Source organism: Nocardioides pelophilus, assembly GCF_014180685.1.
In the GTDB taxonomy this organism is placed as follows: Bacteria; Actinomycetota; Actinomycetes; order Propionibacteriales; family Nocardioidaceae; genus Nocardioides; species Nocardioides pelophilus.
Genome location: NZ_JACEHF010000025.1, coordinates 20233 through 35384 on the forward strand (window position 1 = coordinate 20233; position 15152 = coordinate 35384).

Genomic DNA, 15152 nt, shown 5'->3' on the forward strand with positions numbered 1-15152 from the left:
GAGCCCGAGGCAGCGTCCGTCAGCGAACCACCTTCGCGGTCGGCGCACTGGTCCGCTTCGCGGTCGTGAAGCCGGCGAGGGTGCCGGTCACGATGACGGTGATCCGCTTGCCCCGAGCGGTGCGCGGGACCACGAACGTCTGCCGTGCGCCCTTGCGTCCCGTGACGCGGTTCTTGCCGATCTTCCAGCGATAGGACAGCTTCACGCCGCTCGGCCCCCAGTAGCCGGTGGACGCGCTGAGGGTTCCGCCGACCTTCGCCAGCCCGTTGATGGACGGCGAGCCGACGGTCAGCACCCCGGCCGCCACTACGGCGGTGGGCGCGCTCGAGACGGTCTTCGGCGTGTAGCCGGTCCTCCGCCCGGTGACCTTGAGGACGATCACCTTGCCCACGGCGCCCGCGGGAACGGTGAGGTAGCGGCTGCCCTCGAGGAGCAGCGTGTCGCCGGCGTACCAGGAGTAGGTGAGCGAAGAACCGGTCGGGTCCCAGTCGGTCACCGTGCCGGTCAGCTGCTTGCCGACCTGCGGGGTCCCCGTCACGATCGGGGTGGCGCCGGGCATCGTCGCACCGAGGACGTCGACGGCCGCGCTCTCCTCGGGCACTGCCTCGAACCCCGGCTTGACGCCGGACACCACGACCGAGAGCTCCACACCGACGTCCTCGGCCCGGATGGTGTAGTCGGCATAGGTCGCGCCCGAGATCACGCTGCCGTTGCGCTTCCACTGGTAGCTGTAGCGGTCCGGAGCCGGCAACCAGCCGTCACCCGGGTCGGCCGTGACGGTGTCCCCGTACTCCGCGGCTCCGTCGACGACGATCGTCGGGGTGTCGGTGCTCGTCCACTCCTGCAGCTCGATCGGGCCGTACGGCGCGCTCATCCAGGGCTTGTCGTCGAAGTTGAGCCGCCTCGCGATCGCCTCGACGGTGATCGTCTTCCCCGCCTGGGCCGCAGACAGGGTCAGGGACTGGCCGGTCGCGCCGAAGATCCGGAGGCCGTTGGCGTACCAGCGCCAGACCCAGGTGTCCTCGCGCGGCACGGTGTGCCCGATCTGGGCGGTCAGGACGTCACCGACGGCGGCCATCCGGTCGGACGGCCCGGTGATGAGCGGCGCCTCCCCCTCGACGAAGGTGCCGTTGGCGATCTTCGTCGTGACGTACCAGGTGCCGGCCTCGCCGGTCGACGGGAACGTCTCGTAGCGACGTCCGTCCACGACGCCGGTGACCAGGCAGATGAGGACCTTCCCGTAGTCGCCGGCGGTCGGCACGTAGGCCTGTCGGTCGGCATCGGGGATGGGGGTCCAGGCGTTCATGTCGCCGTTCAGCGCGTTGCCCTCGAACGCCCGGTACCAGCGGAACCGGAGCTCCACCGGCACGTTGGACGGCGAGCGCCAGCCGTTGCCGGGGCTGTCGTAGCGCTCGATCACGTCGGTGGTGGGGATCGGGTCGTACACCAGGGCGTTGCCGACGCCGCGGATCCCGGCGATCACACCGCCGTCGTGTACGGGGTTCGGCTCGACGCCGGTGCCGCTGGCGCAGCTCGCTCCCAGCCGCACGTCGTCGAGCAGCGCGACCGAGTCCAGGTCACCGTTGAGCGCGTCGCTGACGCGGATGGTGATGACCTCGTCCCCGCCGGAGAGGTCGAGGGGGATCCGCGCGGTGTCGCGCGTGGTCACGCTGTTCAACGCCGTCGCCTCGGCCAGCCAGGGCTCCTCGGCGGTACCGGGAATCGGGTCGAGACGGTCGCCAGGGTGGTGCCAGTACTTGACCGCGTTCGTCGTGTACGGCTTGGGCTCGGCCGGCCAGCCGGCCTGCGCGAAGTAGCCACGGCCGACGTGCGTCGCGTAGTCGGGGGCCAAGCTGTCGCCCTTGGTGATGCTCAGGCTGTCGCCGGGATTCGCCAGCGAGTAGTTGTAGGTGTGCACCGGCTCCTCGGTGCCGAGAGCGAAGTCGACGAAGAGGCAGCCCGCACCGGTCGAGGCGGAGACCGTGAGGGTCAGGCTCGAGGAGTCGGCGATCCCGTCGGCACCGCGGTCCGTGCTCAGCTGGGCGTCCGGGTCCGGCGCGGCCGGGAAGGTCGCGCCGGCCACCCCCGTGGACAGCACGTAGTAGTCGGCGCCCTGCGACGGGAAGTCGTTGAACGCCTTGGTCGTCACGGCACCGCTTCCAGCGACGCTCGCGGTGACACCGAGCGGCAGCCCGAGGGCGGCCGACGGGTCGACGGCGGCGCTGGCCGGCGCCAGAGGCGCGAGCACGCTCAGCGAGCTGCCGACGACGGCGGTGAGCACGGGCAGCACGAGCCGATGCGAAGTCACGAGATATTCCTCCAGAGTTGTCCCCACGCGTGAGAGCAGGTCCCTGGCTGAGTGGACCCGCTCCCGCGGCGACACTAGGCGGACGGGCCTGCCCGACGGCACCGGCGGGAAGGCACACCTCGTAGTCAGTTAGGACTAACCGCACGGGGTCCCCCGGCGATTCGGGGACGACGACCCGCGCGGCGTAAAATCAGTGGGTGAAGAACCTCGTCGACTGGCTGGCCGGCCACTGGATCGACGCACTCGGCTGGGGCGGGAGCGCGCTGCTCGTCTACTCGCTGATCCAGCAGCGCGTGCTTCGCTTCCGCACGCTCAACCTCGTCGCCGGCGGCGTCCTGATCGCCTTCAACGCGATCGTGGGCGTGTGGCCGATGGTCGCGCTCAACGCGGTCACCAGCGCGATCAACCTGTGGTTCATCGCACGGCTGCGGCGACAGCGCCACGACGCCGCCTCCTTCGAGGTCATCGAGGTCGGTCCGGACGACCAGTACCTGCGCCACGTGCTCGAGACCCACGCCGCCGACATCCGCGAGCACCAGCCGACGTTCGCCGGCCGGGTGCTGCCCGGCCAGGAGGCGTTCGTGGTCGCGAAGGGCGACGAGACGGTCGGCGTGGTCGTCATCGAGCGTGACGGCGACATCGCGCTGGTCCGGCTCGACTACGTCACCCCGCGCTACCGAGACTTCACCCCCGGCGAGTTCGTCTGGCGGCGCAGCGACCTGCTCCGCCGGCGCGGCTACAAGCACGTGATGACCTCGCCGGAGATCGTCGCGCCGTACTACGACCGGATCGGCTTCCGCCCGAACGGCCGTGGGTTCGTGCTCGACCTCGACGACCCTCAGCCCGACGCGGCGGCGACCCAGCGCTCCAGCGTCGCCTGAGCCGCTCCGGAGTCGATCGCCTCGGCGGCACGGGTCATCCCCGCCGCCAGCGCCTCGTGCACGTCGGCGCCCGGGGCGTCGTAGACCGCCAGCGCCGCTCCCGCGTTGAGGAGCACGGCGTCGCGCACCGCGCCGGCCTCCCCCGCCAGCAGCCGTCGTACGACGTCCGCGTTGTGGTCGGCGTCCCCGCCGCGCAGCGCGTCCCGATCGACCAGCGGGAGACCGAGCGCCGCGGGGTCGACCGAGGTGGTCGTGACCTCTCCGTCGCGCGCGACCCAGACCGCGGACGTCGTGGTCGTCGTCAGCTCGTCGAGCCCGTCGTCGCCGCGGAAGACCCAGGCGTCGATGCCGCGGGCGGCCAGCACGCCGGCCATCACCGGGGCGACCCGCGCGTCGGCACAGCCGACCGCCCTTGCCTGGGCGTGGGCCGGGTTGGTCAGCGGGCCGAGCATGTTGAACGTGGTGCCGATGCCGAGCTCGCTGCGGGCCGGGCCCGCGTAGCGCAGCGCGGGGTGGAAGGTCTTCGCGAAGCAGAAGGTGATGCCGGCCTCCTCGGCGACCGCCGCCACCCGATCGGCGGGCAGGTCGAGCCGGATCCCGAGCGAGCGCAGCACGTCGGCCGACCCGGACTGTGAGCTCGCCGACACGTTGCCGTGCTTGACGACCTTGGCTCCGGCGCCGGCGGCGACGATCGCCGCCATCGTGGAGATGTTGACCGACATCGACCGGTCACCACCGGTGCCGACCACGTCGAGCAGCCGGCCGGCGACCGTGATCGGCGTGGCGGCGACGTACATCGCGTCGACCAGGCCGGTGACCTCGGCAACGGTCTCGCCCTTGGCGCGCAGGGCGACCGCGAAGCCGGCGATCTGTGCGTCCGTCGCCTCGCCCGCCAGGATCTCCCCTGTCGCCCAGGCGACCTGGGCGGAGGTCAGCTCGGTGCCGGCGACCAGCGCGCTGAGGACCTCCGGCCAGCTGTGACCGGCGACCATCAGGCGGGGACGCGGGACCGGAGCAGCGTGATGACCGCCTCGGCGAGCTGGATCGGGTCGATCGGGTGCGGCACCGCGGCGTCGGCGCGCGACCAGGTCGCGAGCCAGGCGTCCTGCGGGCGACCGGTCAGCACGAGGAGAGGCGGGCACTGGTAGATCTCGTCCTTGAGCTGCTTGGCGATGCCCATGCCGCCGGCCGGGACCGCCTCGCCGTCGAGGATCGCGAGGTCGATGTGCCCGGCGTCCATGTTCTGGATGACGACCGGCTCGGTCGCGACCTCGACGTACTCCAGCTCGGGCAGGTCCGGGTGGGGACGTCGTCCCAGCGCCAGGATCACCTGCTCGCGAGTGTGGACGTCGTCGCTGTAGACGAGGACCTTGAGCGCCTTGGAGTGGGTCACGTGGCGGATGTTACTCGGGGTTTCGGGGCTCGCCTCGCTCGCACCTCAACCACCGCCCTGTTTTTCCAGCAGATCGAGCCTTCGGTCCTCCCGCTCGGCCTCCTTCATCGAGGCCCGCACCCACTGCACGAAGAGGACGACGAAGAACACGATCCCCACCAGGTCGCCGGCCCCCCACAGGATGCCGCCGGCGAGCTCCTGGTCGGCCCGCGGGTCCGGAAGCCAGGCGCCCATCGGGCCGTCGTGCAGGGACGGGTAGTGGTCACCCCCGAGCAGCGCGGACTGACCCATGATGGTGACGCCGAGGAACGCGTGGAACGGCAGCGTGAGCACGGTCAGCAGCACCCGGAACGGGTGCGCCACCCGGCCGGGCAGCGGGTCCACCCCCACGATCGGCCAGAAGAACAAGGCGCCGACGGCCACCAGGTGGACGTGCATCATCTCGTGGACGTAGGCGGAGGACAGCGAGGCGTCGTACCAGCTCGTGAAGTAGAGCGCCCAGGGCGAGATGACGTACAGCAGGAACGTCAGCGGCGGGAACGACAGCACCTTCGCGACCCGCGAGTGCAGCACCGCGAGCAGCCACCGCCGTGGCGACCGCGGCAGGGTCCTCAGGGCGAGGGTGACCGGGGCTCCCAACGCCAGGGAGAGCGGAACCACCATCGACAGCACCATGTGCTGGACCATGTGCACGCTCAGCAGCACCGTGTCGTAGGCGGCGAGGCCGGACGACGTCACGAGGTAGAAGGCCAGCATCCCGACGCCCCAGGCGATCGACCGGCCGACCGGCCAGCGGTCGCCACGCCTGGTCAGGGTGCGCACTCCGAGGACGTACAACCCCACCGACCACACCGTCACGACGAGCGGCAGCGGGGCGAGCGTCCACTCGGTGACGAGCGTCGCCCAGGAGAGCTGTTCCACGCCCTGACGGTACGTCGTCGCGACACCGCGTCCGATTCCTGGGGGTCGGGGAGACGCCGGGCCTCGCTATCGACATAATGACCCCGTGGCGACCACAGCAACGGCATCTCTCCCGGCCTCGCGACTGCACGGCCAGCACGACCGACCAAGCATGGTCGCCGTCGGAACGATCATCTGGCTCTCGAGCGAGCTGATGTTCTTCGCGGCCCTGTTCGCGTCGTACTTCACGATCCGCTCGGTGAGCCCGGACATGTGGGCCGCGAACACCGACCTGCTCAACGTGCCCTTCGCGTCGATCAACACCACGATCCTGGTGCTGTCGTCGTTCACCTGCCAGCTCGGCGTCTTCGCCGCGGAGCGCGGTCAGGTGGGCCGCAAGGGCTCGGTGCTCAACGTCGGCGGCTGGGGCCTGCGGGAGTGGTTCATCCTCACCTACATCATGGGCGCCATCTTCATCGGCGGCCAGGCGCTCGAGTACGCCGAGCTCATCCACGAGGGCGTCACCATCCCGCACGACGGCTACGGCACGATGTTCTACCTGACCACCGGGTTCCACGGGATCCACGTGACCGGCGGTCTGATCGCGTTCCTGTTCGTTCTCGGCCGCACCTACATCGCCAAGCGGTTCACCCATGAGCAGGCGGTCAGCGCGATCGTCGTCTCCTACTACTGGCACTTCGTCGACGTGGTCTGGATCGGCCTGTTCGCGACGATCTACCTGGTCAAGTGACACCCGGCCCTGATCTGCAAGGACTGAATGTGCGTCTCCTGAACCGCTCCGCCGGACGTCTGTCGCGGCACCGTCGTGGACCGATCGCCGGCCTCGTCGTACTCCTGCTCGGCCTGCTGCTGACCGGCGGCCTGTACGCCGCGTTCGCGCCCGCCCAGGCCGACTCGACCCAGAGCCAGGAGGAGCTCGTCGAGGAGGGCCGCGAGCTCTTCATCGTCGGGTGTGCCTTCTGCCACGGGCAGAACGGCGAGGGCGTCCTCACCCAGGGCGGCGACCAGTACGGCCCCGCGCTGACCGACGTCGGTGCGGCCGCGGTCGACTTCCAGGTCGGCACCGGCCGGATGCCGATGGCCGCGCCGGGCAACCAGGCGCCGCGCAAGGAGGTCGTCTACACCGACGACGAGATCGCCGCGCTGTCGGCCTACGTCGCCAGCCTCGGCACCGGCCCCTCGATCCCCGACGCCGAGCTGTACGACCCCGACACCCTCTCCGACGAGGAGTACGACGAGTACGTCACCCGCGGTGGTCAGATCTTCCTGGCCAACTGCACGGCCTGCCACAACTTCGAGGGCTCCGGCGGCGCCATGCCGCGGGGCGGCTACGCCCCGAAGATCCGCGGCGTCGACCCCAAGCACATCTACGAGGCCATGCTGACCGGCCCGCAGTCGATGGACACCTTCTCGGACGGCAACATCCCGCCGGACGACAAGAAGGCGGTCATCGCCTATCTCGACACCCTCAACGAGCAGCCGAACTACGGAGGTTTCACCTTCGGCAACCTCGGGCCCGTGAGTGATGGCCTGGTCGCGTGGCTGGTGGGCATCGGCGGTCTGGTCGGGTTCGCGGTCTGGATCGCGGCCCACACGACTCGCACGAGCAAGGAGAAGGACGGGGCCGACGCGTGACCGACGCACACGACACCAGCAACGACGACGCCAACAGCGGGGGCGGCGGCGAGCTCGTCCCCCAGGAGCCGATCCCGGACCCCGGTCTACCGGCTCACACCTGGCGGCCGACCGACGTCGACCCGAAGAAGGAGAAGCGCGCCGAGATCCAGGTCGCGGCCCTCTTCGGCCTCTCCGCGATCTGCACGATCCTCTTCGTCGTCGCGTACTTCACCTACGACATCGGTGACAACTGGCACGTCATCGGCGGCCTGGGCGCCTCCACGGTCGCGCTCGGCGCCACCCTCGGCCTCGCGCTCCTCTTCATCGGCGTCGCCGTGATCCAGTGGGCCCGCAAGCTGATGGGCGACCACGAGATCATCGAGCTCCGCCACCCGGCCAGCTCCCCCGAGGAGGACCGCGCCACGACCCTCGCGGCGCTGAAGGTCGGCATCGAGGAGGCCTCGATCGCGCGGCGGCCCCTGATCCGCAACTCCATGCTCGGGGCGCTCGGTCTGCTCGGGCTCCCGGCGGTCGTCCTCCTGCGCGACCTCGGGACGCTGCCGGGCGACAAGCTCGAGCACACGATCTGGGGCCAGGGCGGCCGCAAGATCAAGACCGTCGAGAACGGCAAGGAAGTCACCGTCACGGTGCCGAAGATGCGCGTCGCCCGCGACGCGATCGGCACCCCGATCCTGGCCTCCGACCTCGAGATCGGCGACCTGGTCAACGCGCAGCCCGAGGTGCTCTTCAACCCCACCCGCTACCACATGGAGCACGCCGACGTCGAAGGCGTCGAGCTGCAGATCCACAAGAGCAAGGCGTCGCTGATCCTCCTCCGGATGGAGCCCGCCGACATCAAGCCGGGCAAGGGCCGCGAGAACTGGGACGTCAACGGCATCGTCGCCTACTCCAAGATCTGCACCCACGTCGGCTGCCCGATCTCGCTCAACGAGCGGACGACGCACCACCTGCTCTGCCCGTGCCACCAGTCGACGTTCGACCTCACCGACTCCGGCAGGGTCGTCTTCGGTCCCGCCGGCCGGCCGCTGCCGCAGCTGCCGCTGGAGGTCGACGAGCAGGGCTACCTGGTCGCGCAGAGCGACTTCACCGAGCCGGTCGGACCGAGCTACTGGGAACGTGACTACGAACGCGACCGCTTCGCGGAAGGTGACTGATGATGAAGAGCGCTGACGTCGCGACGACGAACGGCACCGAGCCGGCGACCCCGACGCGGAGCGCCAAGGCTGCGGGCGCGGTCGCCACCTGGGCCGACGAACGCCTCGGGCTCGGCACTGCGATGAAGAAGCAGCTGCGCAAGGTGTTCCCCGACCACTGGTCCTTCATGCTCGGCGAGATCGCGCTGTGGAGCTTCGTGATCCTGCTGCTGACGGGCGTGTTCCTCACGCTGTTCTTCGACCCCAGCATGACCGAGGTCCAGTACAACGGGTCCTACGACCCGTTGCGCGGCGTCCACATGTCGCGGGCGATGGCATCGACGTTGGAGATCTCCTTCGACGTCCGCGGTGGCCTGCTCATGCGGCAGATGCACCACTGGGCAGCGATGATCTTCATCGCCGCGATGATGATCCACCTGCTGCGGGTCTACCTCACCGGAGCCTTCCGCAAGCCGCGCGAGCTCAACTGGATCATCGGCTGCCTGCTGCTGCTGCTCGGCACGATCGAGGGCTTCACCGGCTACTCGCTCCCCGACGACCTGCTCTCCGGCACCGGCGTCCGGGCGGCCGACGGCTTCATGAAGGCCAGCCCCGTGGTCGGCACCTACATGTCGTTCTTCCTGTTCGGCGGCGAGTTCCCCGGCGACCAGATCATCCCCCGGCTGTACGCCGCCCACATCCTGCTGATCCCCGGCCTCTTGCTGGCGCTGATCACGGCCCACATGCTGCTGCTCGTCTACCACAAGCACACCCAGTGGCCTGGTCCCGGCCGCACCGAGGAGAACGTCGTCGGCTACCCGCTGCTCCCCGTCTACATGGCCAAGGCCGGCGGCTTCTTCTTCATCGTGTTCGGCATGACCGCGCTGCTGGGCGGTCTGTTCACCCTCAACCCGGTGTGGAAGTACGGGCCCTACGATCCGTCCAAGGTGACAGCCGGGTCCCAACCCGACTGGTACATGGGCTGGCCGGACGGCCTGCTGCGGATCATCCCGCCCTGGGAGACCCACATCTGGGGCGTGACGCTCTCGTGGAACATCATGCTGCCGATCCTGATCGCGCCGCCGCTGATGCTCATGGTGCTGATCGCGCTGCCGTTCCTCGAGCAGTGGATCACCGGCGACAAGCGGGAGCACCACCTGCTCCAGCGGCCCCGCAACGCACCGACCCGCACCGCGGTCATGGCCGCGCTGATCACCTTCTACGGCCTCTCCTGGGCTGCGGGAGGCAACGACATCATCGCGATCAAGATGCACCTCAGCATCAACCAGATCACGTACTTCCTGCGAGGCGCGGTCATCATCGGACCGATCATCGCCTTCATGATCACCCGTCGTTGGTGCATCTCCCTGCAGCGGCACGACCAGGAGAAGCTGCTGCACGGCTACGAGACCGGTGTCATCGTCCGCTCGCCTGACGGCGGGTACGCCGAGAAGCACCTGCCGATCAGCGAGACCAAGGCGTATACCCTCACCGCTCGCGACCGCGAGGAGGTCTACACCGCCAACGGCACCGCCGACGAGGCAGGCGTCGCCGCTCCTGGCGGCAAGGTCGCAGAGGTGGCCAAGAAGATCCGCAGCAAGCTGTCGGCCCTGATGTTCGCCGACAACGTGCAGAAGCCGACCGCCGAGGAGCTGCACGAGGCGCAGCACCACGCCGATCACGAGCTGCACGAGCTGGAGCACCAGATCGCCACCGGGCCGAACAAGCACGGCCCGACCGACGACGACCACTAGGTCCCGGCTACGACGTCGAAGGCCCGCCCCCTCGCCGAGGGGGCGGGCCTTCGTCGTACGGGGAACGTCTCTACGACAGCGCGGAGCCGTCCTTGTAGTCCGCCCAGTCGAAGTTCCAGTCGGCGTAGCCGTTGCCGGGCTCCATCGGCCGGTCGGTGCCGGTGTACTCGACGACGTCGCCCCGCAGGGTCATCGCGTAGAGCCACGCGGCGTTGTCGGTGCTCATCCCTGTGCAGCCGTGCGAGACGTTGGCGTTGCCCTGGGAGCCCACCGACCACGGGGCGGCGTGGATGAACTCACCGGAGTACGTCAGCCGCATCGCCCACTGCACGTCGTCGATGTCGTAGGCCTCGGCCGAACCCGCCGGGATGCCGACGGTCTCGGAGTTCATCCGCTTCACGTCGAACTTCTCGATGATCACCTTCACGCCGGAGCGGGTCGTGAACCCTTCCTTGCCGGTCGTGATCGGGATCGTGCGCAGCAGCGAGCCGTTGGAGTAGACCTTCATCTGGTGGGTCTGGGCGTTGACCTTGTAGATGTGGGCGTCACCGACGGAGAAGTCGACCGCGCGGTCCTCCTGGCCGTAGATCCCGGCCCCGGCGTCGACACCGTTGATGTCGAGGTCGACGCTCACCTCGGTGCCGGACTCCCAGTAGTTCTTGGGACGGTAGTGCGCCTCGGTGTCGCTCACCCAGTGCCAGGTGCCGGGCTGCTCCGGGGTCGTGGTGACGTGCATGTTGCGCTCGAACGCCGGCTTGTCGGTCACCGGCAGGTCGAAGGTGACGACCACCGGCATGCCGACGCCGACCGTCTCGCCGTCGAGCGGCGCCACGGAGGGGTAGGTCTGCTGGTCGAGGGTCAGCGCCTCGGTCGTGAAGCTCGAGGTGCTGCGCACGGTCTCGCCGTCGGCGCCCTCCCCCAGTGACTTCACCGTGTAGGTCACTCCGGGCTCGAGCCGGTCGTCGGCGATCCAGTGCCGGCTGTCGGCCGAGAGCGTGCCGGGCAGCTCGCCGTCAGCCTGGGAGACCGTCACCTTGCGCAGCGTGGCGTGCTTCGCCGTCACGCTGAGGATGCTGTCGACCGGGACGTCGGTCGCGCCCTTCTTGACGCTCACCTTGAGCTTCGGCTGGTCGGCCTCGGGCGATGCCGTGGTCTCTGTCGCGTCCTCGTCGTCACCGACGCCGGCCGCGGACATCGCGTCCTCGGCAGCGCTGCACCCGCTGAGCAGCACGGCGAAGACAGCCATCGCCGCGAGGCCACGTCGGGGCGTGGGACGGGAGGTCAGGGCGCGTTGAGGCAGGTGCATGCGAGCAGGGAGTCTCTCTTCGGGGATCGACGGCAGAACGCCGTAGGAAAAGGGTAACCCGGACCCCCTGGCGCAAACGTCATCCGGCGCGTCGCCAATCTCACGCGTCCCGCGTGCAACGACGGTCCGCGAGACCCTTCTCACGCCCTCTGCGGCGCCGGCGGCCACCAAGCCGCCGAGCCGCCCTAGGCCGCGCTCACGTCAACCGCGTCGCGGACGGTGCGCGGCGCGCGCGCGGCGGAGCCGCACGGTGCGCAGCCCGCGGGCCCGAGCCTGCGAGGGCCCGTGCGGCGAGCACCGTCCGCGACGCGCTCGCGCAATCCAGCTCAGTGCGCGTGTTCTCCGCGGTAGTACTCGAAGATGAAGCCGCTGAGCGCCAGCACCCCGAGGGCCATGCCGAGGACGACCATCCACCAGGCGGTGAGGGCCAGGGCGAGCACGATGATGCTGAGGGTGCAGGCGCACCAGAACGGCCACCAGGAGTACGGCGGGAAGAAGCCGAGCTCGCCCGCTCCGTCGGCGATCTCGCCGTCGGTGCGGTCCTCCGGGCGGGGGTTCATCCGCTGCGCGTGGAACCCGAGGTACAGGGTCACCATCGCGGCCAGCAGCGTCGTCATCACCAGCGCGGACGTGCCGGTCCAGTCGGCGCAGCTGCCGCTCTCGGGCGCGCCGCAGTCGGTCGCGGCGTCAGTGATCAGCCAGTACGCCGGCGTCACCAGCACCAGGAAGACCGTGGTGATGCCGAAGAGCCATGCCTCGACCTTCATCAGACCTCGTCCTCCGTGCTGTCGTGGCGGTAGCTGTGGCTCTGGGGATCGCCCGCGTCCTTCTTCGCCTGCTGCTGCGCGACGTGCTCCACCCGCCCGCGCGCGTCGGGCGCGTCGACCACCTGGTCGGTGGCCTCCGCCGGGTTGGCGTCGATCTCGATCGCGGCGATCTCGGGGTGGTGCAGGTCGAAGGCCGGCGACTCCGAGCGGATCCGGGGCAGCTGGGTGAAGTTGTGGCGCGGGGGCGGGCAGCTGGTCGCCCACTCCAGCGAGCGGCCCCAGCCCCACGGGTCGTCCACCCCGACCAGGGGCGAGCGGCGGGTGATCCACACGTTGTAGATGAACGGCAGCATCGAGGACGCAAGGATGAACGCGCCGATCGTCGACACCTGGTTGAGCGTGGTGAACCCGTCACCCGGCAGGTAGTCGGCGTACCGCCGCGGCATGCCCTCGACACCCAGCCAGTGCTGGATGAGGAACGTGGCGTGGAAGCCGATGAACAGCAGCCAGAAGTGGATCTTGCCGAGCCGCTCGTCGAGCATCCGACCGGTGAGCTTCGGCCACCAGAAGTAGAAGCCGGCGAACATCGCGAACACCACCGTGCCGAACACCGTGTAGTGGAAGTGCGCCACCACGAAGTAGGAGTCGGAGACGTGGAAGTCCAGCGGCGGGCTGGCCAGGATGATGCCGGTCAGGCCCCCGAAGAGGAACGTCGTGAGGAAGCCGATCGACCACAGCATGGGGGTGTCCATCCGGACCGATCCGCCCCACATGGTGCCGATCCAGTTGAAGAACTTCACCCCGGTCGGGACGGCGATCAGGAACGTCATGCCGGAGAAGAACGGCAGGTTGACCGCGCCCGTGACGAACATGTGGTGCGCCCACACCGCCACCGACAGGATCGCGATGCCCATCGTCGCGCCGACCAGGCCGATGTAGCCGAAGATCGGCTTGCGGCTGAACACCGGCAGGATCTCGGACACGATGCCGAAGAACGGCAGCGCGATGATGTAGACCTCCGGGTGCCCGAAGAACCAGAACAGGTGTTGCCACAGGATCGCGCCGCCGTGGGACGGGTCGAACACGTGGGCGCCGAGCTGTCGGTCGGCCTCGAGCGAGAGCAGCGCGCCGGCGAGCACCGGGAACGCGATGAGCACCAGCAGGCTGGTGATCAGCACCGTCCAGGTGAAGATCGACATCCGGAACATGGTCATGCCCGGGGCACGCATGCAGATGATCGTGGTGATGAAGTTGACCGCGCCGAGGATGGTGCCGAGACCGGCCATCCACAGACCCATGATCCACAGGTCGCCACCGACGCCGGGGCTGTTGACCGAGTCCGAGAGCGGCGTGTAGGCGAACCAGCCGAACGACGCCGCACCCTGCGGGGTGAGGAAGCCGGCCGCGGCGATCAGGCCGCCCATGAGGTAGAGCCAGTAGCTGAACATGTTGAGCCGCGGGAACGCGACGTCAGGGGCGCCGATCTGCAGCGGCATGATCGCGTTGCCGAAGGCGAAGAACAGCGGCGTCGCGAAGAGCAGCAGCATGATCGTGCCGTGCATCGTGAACAGCTGGTTGAACGTCTCCTCGTTCACGACCTGGCTGCCGGGGTAGGCCAGCTCGGAGCGCATGAGCAGCGCCATCAGGCCGCCGATCATGAACCAGACGAGCGCGGTGACGAAGTAGAGGTTGCCGATCAGCTTGTGATCGGTCGTGGTCATGGCCCGCACCAGCATCTGGCCGAGCGGCTTCCGCTCGGGCATGTCCGTGGAACGGGCGGCGACGGCGGTCACTCCTGCTCTCCCTCGGTCTCGTTCAGGTCCTCGAGGACCGGAGTCTCGGAGTAGGCGCCGCCGACGATCGGCTCCTCGCTCACGTGGTCAGGGTCAGCAGCGAGCTCGGCGAGGTAGGCGTCGTACTCCTCCTGGGTGACGACATGGACCTCGAACAGCATCCGCGAGTGGTAGGTGCCGCACAGCTCGTAGCACTTGCCCGCGAACTCGCCGGTCTCGGTGGTGGTGACCTGGAAGGCGTTGTCACGCCCCGGGACCACGTCCATCCGCATCGCGAAGGCCGGGACACCGAAGTCGTGGATCACGTCGGGGCTGTAGAGCTGGAACTCGATCGTGCTGTCGACCGGAAGCACCAGCTCGGGGATGTCCTCGCCCGTGCCGGACACGAAGACGTTGGTGCCGTCAGGCGTGTCGACCGAGTCGGGGTAGTTGAAGGTCCACTGCCACTTCTGGCCGACGACCTTCACCGTCACGTCCGGGTCGGGGTCCATCTCCAGCGCGATGTTCTGCACGCGCACCGTGTGCGAGAAGAAGACGATGACCATGATGATCGGGAAGATCGTGTAGAAGATCTCGATCGGCAGGTTGTAACGGGTCTGGACCGGGACCTCGTCGTCGCTGCGACGGCGGAAGAAGAACGCCGCGCCGAGGATGAGTGCCCAGGTGACCACGCCCGTGATGAGCGCGGCGATCCACGATCCCTGCCACAGGTCGAGGATGTGTTGGCCCTGCTCCGTCACCGGTTCGGGCATCGCGACGCGGCCCGCCTCTGTCTCATCAGAGCAGCCGGTCAGGCCCAGCGCGAGTACGACGACGCCGGCCAGGACCGCAGAACGACGCCAGCGTCGCGCTTGTCCTCCCGTGCGATCGGGGTGCCTCAAGCCCACGAACGAGCCTTCCTCTCGAGGGTCACAACTCTGCGAACATTAGCGGACCCGGGCGGCCCTGAGAGCGCAGGGTCTGAAACGTGGCGACCACTAGATTGGTCGGCGTGACCAACCTGCGGGGCTACCTCGACACCGCGTCGGCGGAGCCGCTGCATCCAGCCGCCCGCGAGACGCTGCTCGCGGCGCTCGACCGGGGCTACGCCGACCCGCGTCGGCTGCATCGCGCGGGCCGCGAGGCGCGGCTCCTCCTCGACAACGCGCGCGCCGTTGTCGCGGAGTGCCTCGGCGTCCACGCGGAGGAGATCGGGTTCACCGGCTCCGGGACCGACGCCGTGCACCGCGGGCTGCTCGGGCTCGCCCGCGCCCGCTCC

General features: G+C 69.2%; 14 protein-coding genes. 6 read left to right on the forward strand and 8 right to left on the reverse strand.

Annotated elements, in window-relative coordinates:
- Positions 1 to 19: 19 nt before the first annotated feature.
- Entirely contained in the window at positions 20 to 2308 is a 2289-nt protein-coding gene (locus tag H0488_RS07275; RefSeq protein ID WP_183098620.1) for a hypothetical protein, read from the reverse strand.
- Between the two features lie 197 nt (positions 2309 to 2505).
- Between H0488_RS07275 and H0488_RS07280 the strand changes: the two genes are divergently transcribed.
- Positions 2506 to 3189, forward strand: a complete 684-nt coding sequence (locus H0488_RS07280; RefSeq protein ID WP_312856242.1) for a hypothetical protein — start codon at positions 2506 to 2508, stop codon at positions 3187 to 3189.
- Here the strand turns inward: H0488_RS07280 and trpD are convergent.
- From trpD to H0488_RS07295, 3 genes are read right to left on the reverse strand one after another with little or no spacing between them, the layout of a single operon-like run.
- Complete coding sequence (trpD, locus tag H0488_RS07285; protein WP_183098621.1) at positions 3147 to 4181, reverse strand: anthranilate phosphoribosyltransferase; 1035 nt, start codon at positions 4179 to 4181, stop codon at positions 3147 to 3149. The two genes, H0488_RS07280 and trpD, sit on opposite strands and share 43 nt — an antisense overlap.
- Positions 4181 to 4582, reverse strand: coding sequence for an Rv3143 family two-component system response regulator (locus H0488_RS07290; protein WP_183098622.1), 402 nt, complete (start codon positions 4580 to 4582; stop codon positions 4181 to 4183). Before H0488_RS07290 ends, trpD begins: the two co-directional genes overlap by 1 nt.
- Before the next feature lie 45 nt (positions 4583 to 4627).
- On the reverse strand, positions 4628 to 5503 hold the full coding sequence (locus H0488_RS07295; protein ID WP_312856243.1) for a cytochrome c oxidase assembly protein: 876 nt from the start codon (positions 5501 to 5503) through the stop codon (positions 4628 to 4630).
- An 85-nt stretch (positions 5504 to 5588) separates the two neighbouring features.
- Between H0488_RS07295 and ctaE the strand changes: the two genes are divergently transcribed.
- The 4 genes from ctaE to qcrB are packed head-to-tail and all read left to right on the forward strand — an operon-like array spanning position 5589 to position 10028.
- The gene (gene ctaE / locus H0488_RS07300) at positions 5589 to 6233 is read left to right on the forward strand and encodes an aa3-type cytochrome oxidase subunit III (protein ID WP_183098623.1); all 645 of its coding nucleotides are present in this window, start codon (positions 5589 to 5591) and stop codon (positions 6231 to 6233) included.
- Positions 6234 to 6262: 29 nt separating this feature from the next.
- The gene (gene qcrC / locus H0488_RS07305) at positions 6263 to 7138 is read left to right on the forward strand and encodes a cytochrome bc1 complex diheme cytochrome c subunit (RefSeq protein WP_183098624.1); all 876 of its coding nucleotides are present in this window, start codon (positions 6263 to 6265) and stop codon (positions 7136 to 7138) included.
- Positions 7135 to 8295, forward strand: a complete 1161-nt coding sequence (gene qcrA / locus H0488_RS07310) for a cytochrome bc1 complex Rieske iron-sulfur subunit (RefSeq protein WP_183098625.1) — start codon at positions 7135 to 7137, stop codon at positions 8293 to 8295. The genes qcrC and qcrA overlap by 4 nt, the downstream gene beginning before the upstream one ends.
- A gap of 2 nt (positions 8296 to 8297) precedes the next feature.
- Positions 8298 to 10028: a cytochrome bc1 complex cytochrome b subunit gene (gene qcrB, locus H0488_RS07315; RefSeq protein ID WP_183098634.1), complete on the forward strand. Its 1731-nt coding sequence runs from the start codon at positions 8298 to 8300 to the stop codon at positions 10026 to 10028.
- A 70-nt stretch (positions 10029 to 10098) separates the two neighbouring features.
- On the opposite strand, the gene H0488_RS07320 is transcribed toward qcrB, so the two are convergent.
- From H0488_RS07320 to ctaC, 4 genes are all read right to left on the reverse strand, one after another.
- Positions 10099 to 11274: a L,D-transpeptidase gene (locus tag H0488_RS07320; protein WP_246371584.1), complete on the reverse strand. Its 1176-nt coding sequence runs from the start codon at positions 11272 to 11274 to the stop codon at positions 10099 to 10101.
- A gap of 386 nt (positions 11275 to 11660) precedes the next feature.
- Positions 11661 to 12101 carry a cytochrome c oxidase subunit 4 gene (locus tag H0488_RS07325; protein ID WP_183098627.1) on the reverse strand — a complete coding sequence of 147 codons (441 nt, stop codon included), beginning with the start codon at positions 12099 to 12101 and terminating at the stop codon, positions 11661 to 11663.
- Positions 12101 to 13864 (reverse strand): aa3-type cytochrome oxidase subunit I, encoded by a 1764-nt coding sequence (ctaD, locus tag H0488_RS07330; RefSeq protein WP_183098635.1) that lies wholly within the window; start codon positions 13862 to 13864, stop codon positions 12101 to 12103. Before ctaD ends, H0488_RS07325 begins: the two co-directional genes overlap by 1 nt.
- A gap of 26 nt (positions 13865 to 13890) precedes the next feature.
- Positions 13891 to 14781 carry an aa3-type cytochrome oxidase subunit II gene (ctaC, locus tag H0488_RS07335; protein WP_183098628.1) on the reverse strand — a complete coding sequence of 297 codons (891 nt, stop codon included), beginning with the start codon at positions 14779 to 14781 and terminating at the stop codon, positions 13891 to 13893.
- A gap of 104 nt (positions 14782 to 14885) precedes the next feature.
- On the opposite strand from ctaC, the gene H0488_RS07340 reads away from it, so the two are divergent.
- On the forward strand, positions 14886 to 15152 hold a 267-nt coding region (locus H0488_RS07340), incomplete at its 3' end, for an aminotransferase class V-fold PLP-dependent enzyme (RefSeq protein WP_183098629.1).

What these genes read in the sequence shown, in the direction of transcription:
- trpD (WP_183098621.1), bottom strand. Translation starts at nt 4,181, where the DNA reads ATGGTCGCCGGTCACAGCTGGCCGGAGGTCCTCAGCGCGCTGGTCGCC.
- qcrB (WP_183098634.1), top strand. Translation starts at nt 8,298, where the DNA reads ATGAAGAGCGCTGACGTCGCGACGACGAACGGCACCGAGCCGGCGACC.
- H0488_RS07320 (WP_246371584.1), bottom strand. Translation starts at nt 11,274, where the DNA reads ATGGCTGTCTTCGCCGTGCTGCTCAGCGGGTGCAGCGCTGCCGAGGAC.
- H0488_RS07325 (WP_183098627.1), bottom strand. Translation starts at nt 12,101, where the DNA reads ATGAAGGTCGAGGCATGGCTCTTCGGCATCACCACGGTCTTCCTGGTG.
- ctaD (WP_183098635.1), bottom strand. Translation starts at nt 13,864, where the DNA reads ATGCCCGAGCGGAAGCCGCTCGGCCAGATGCTGGTGCGGGCCATGACC.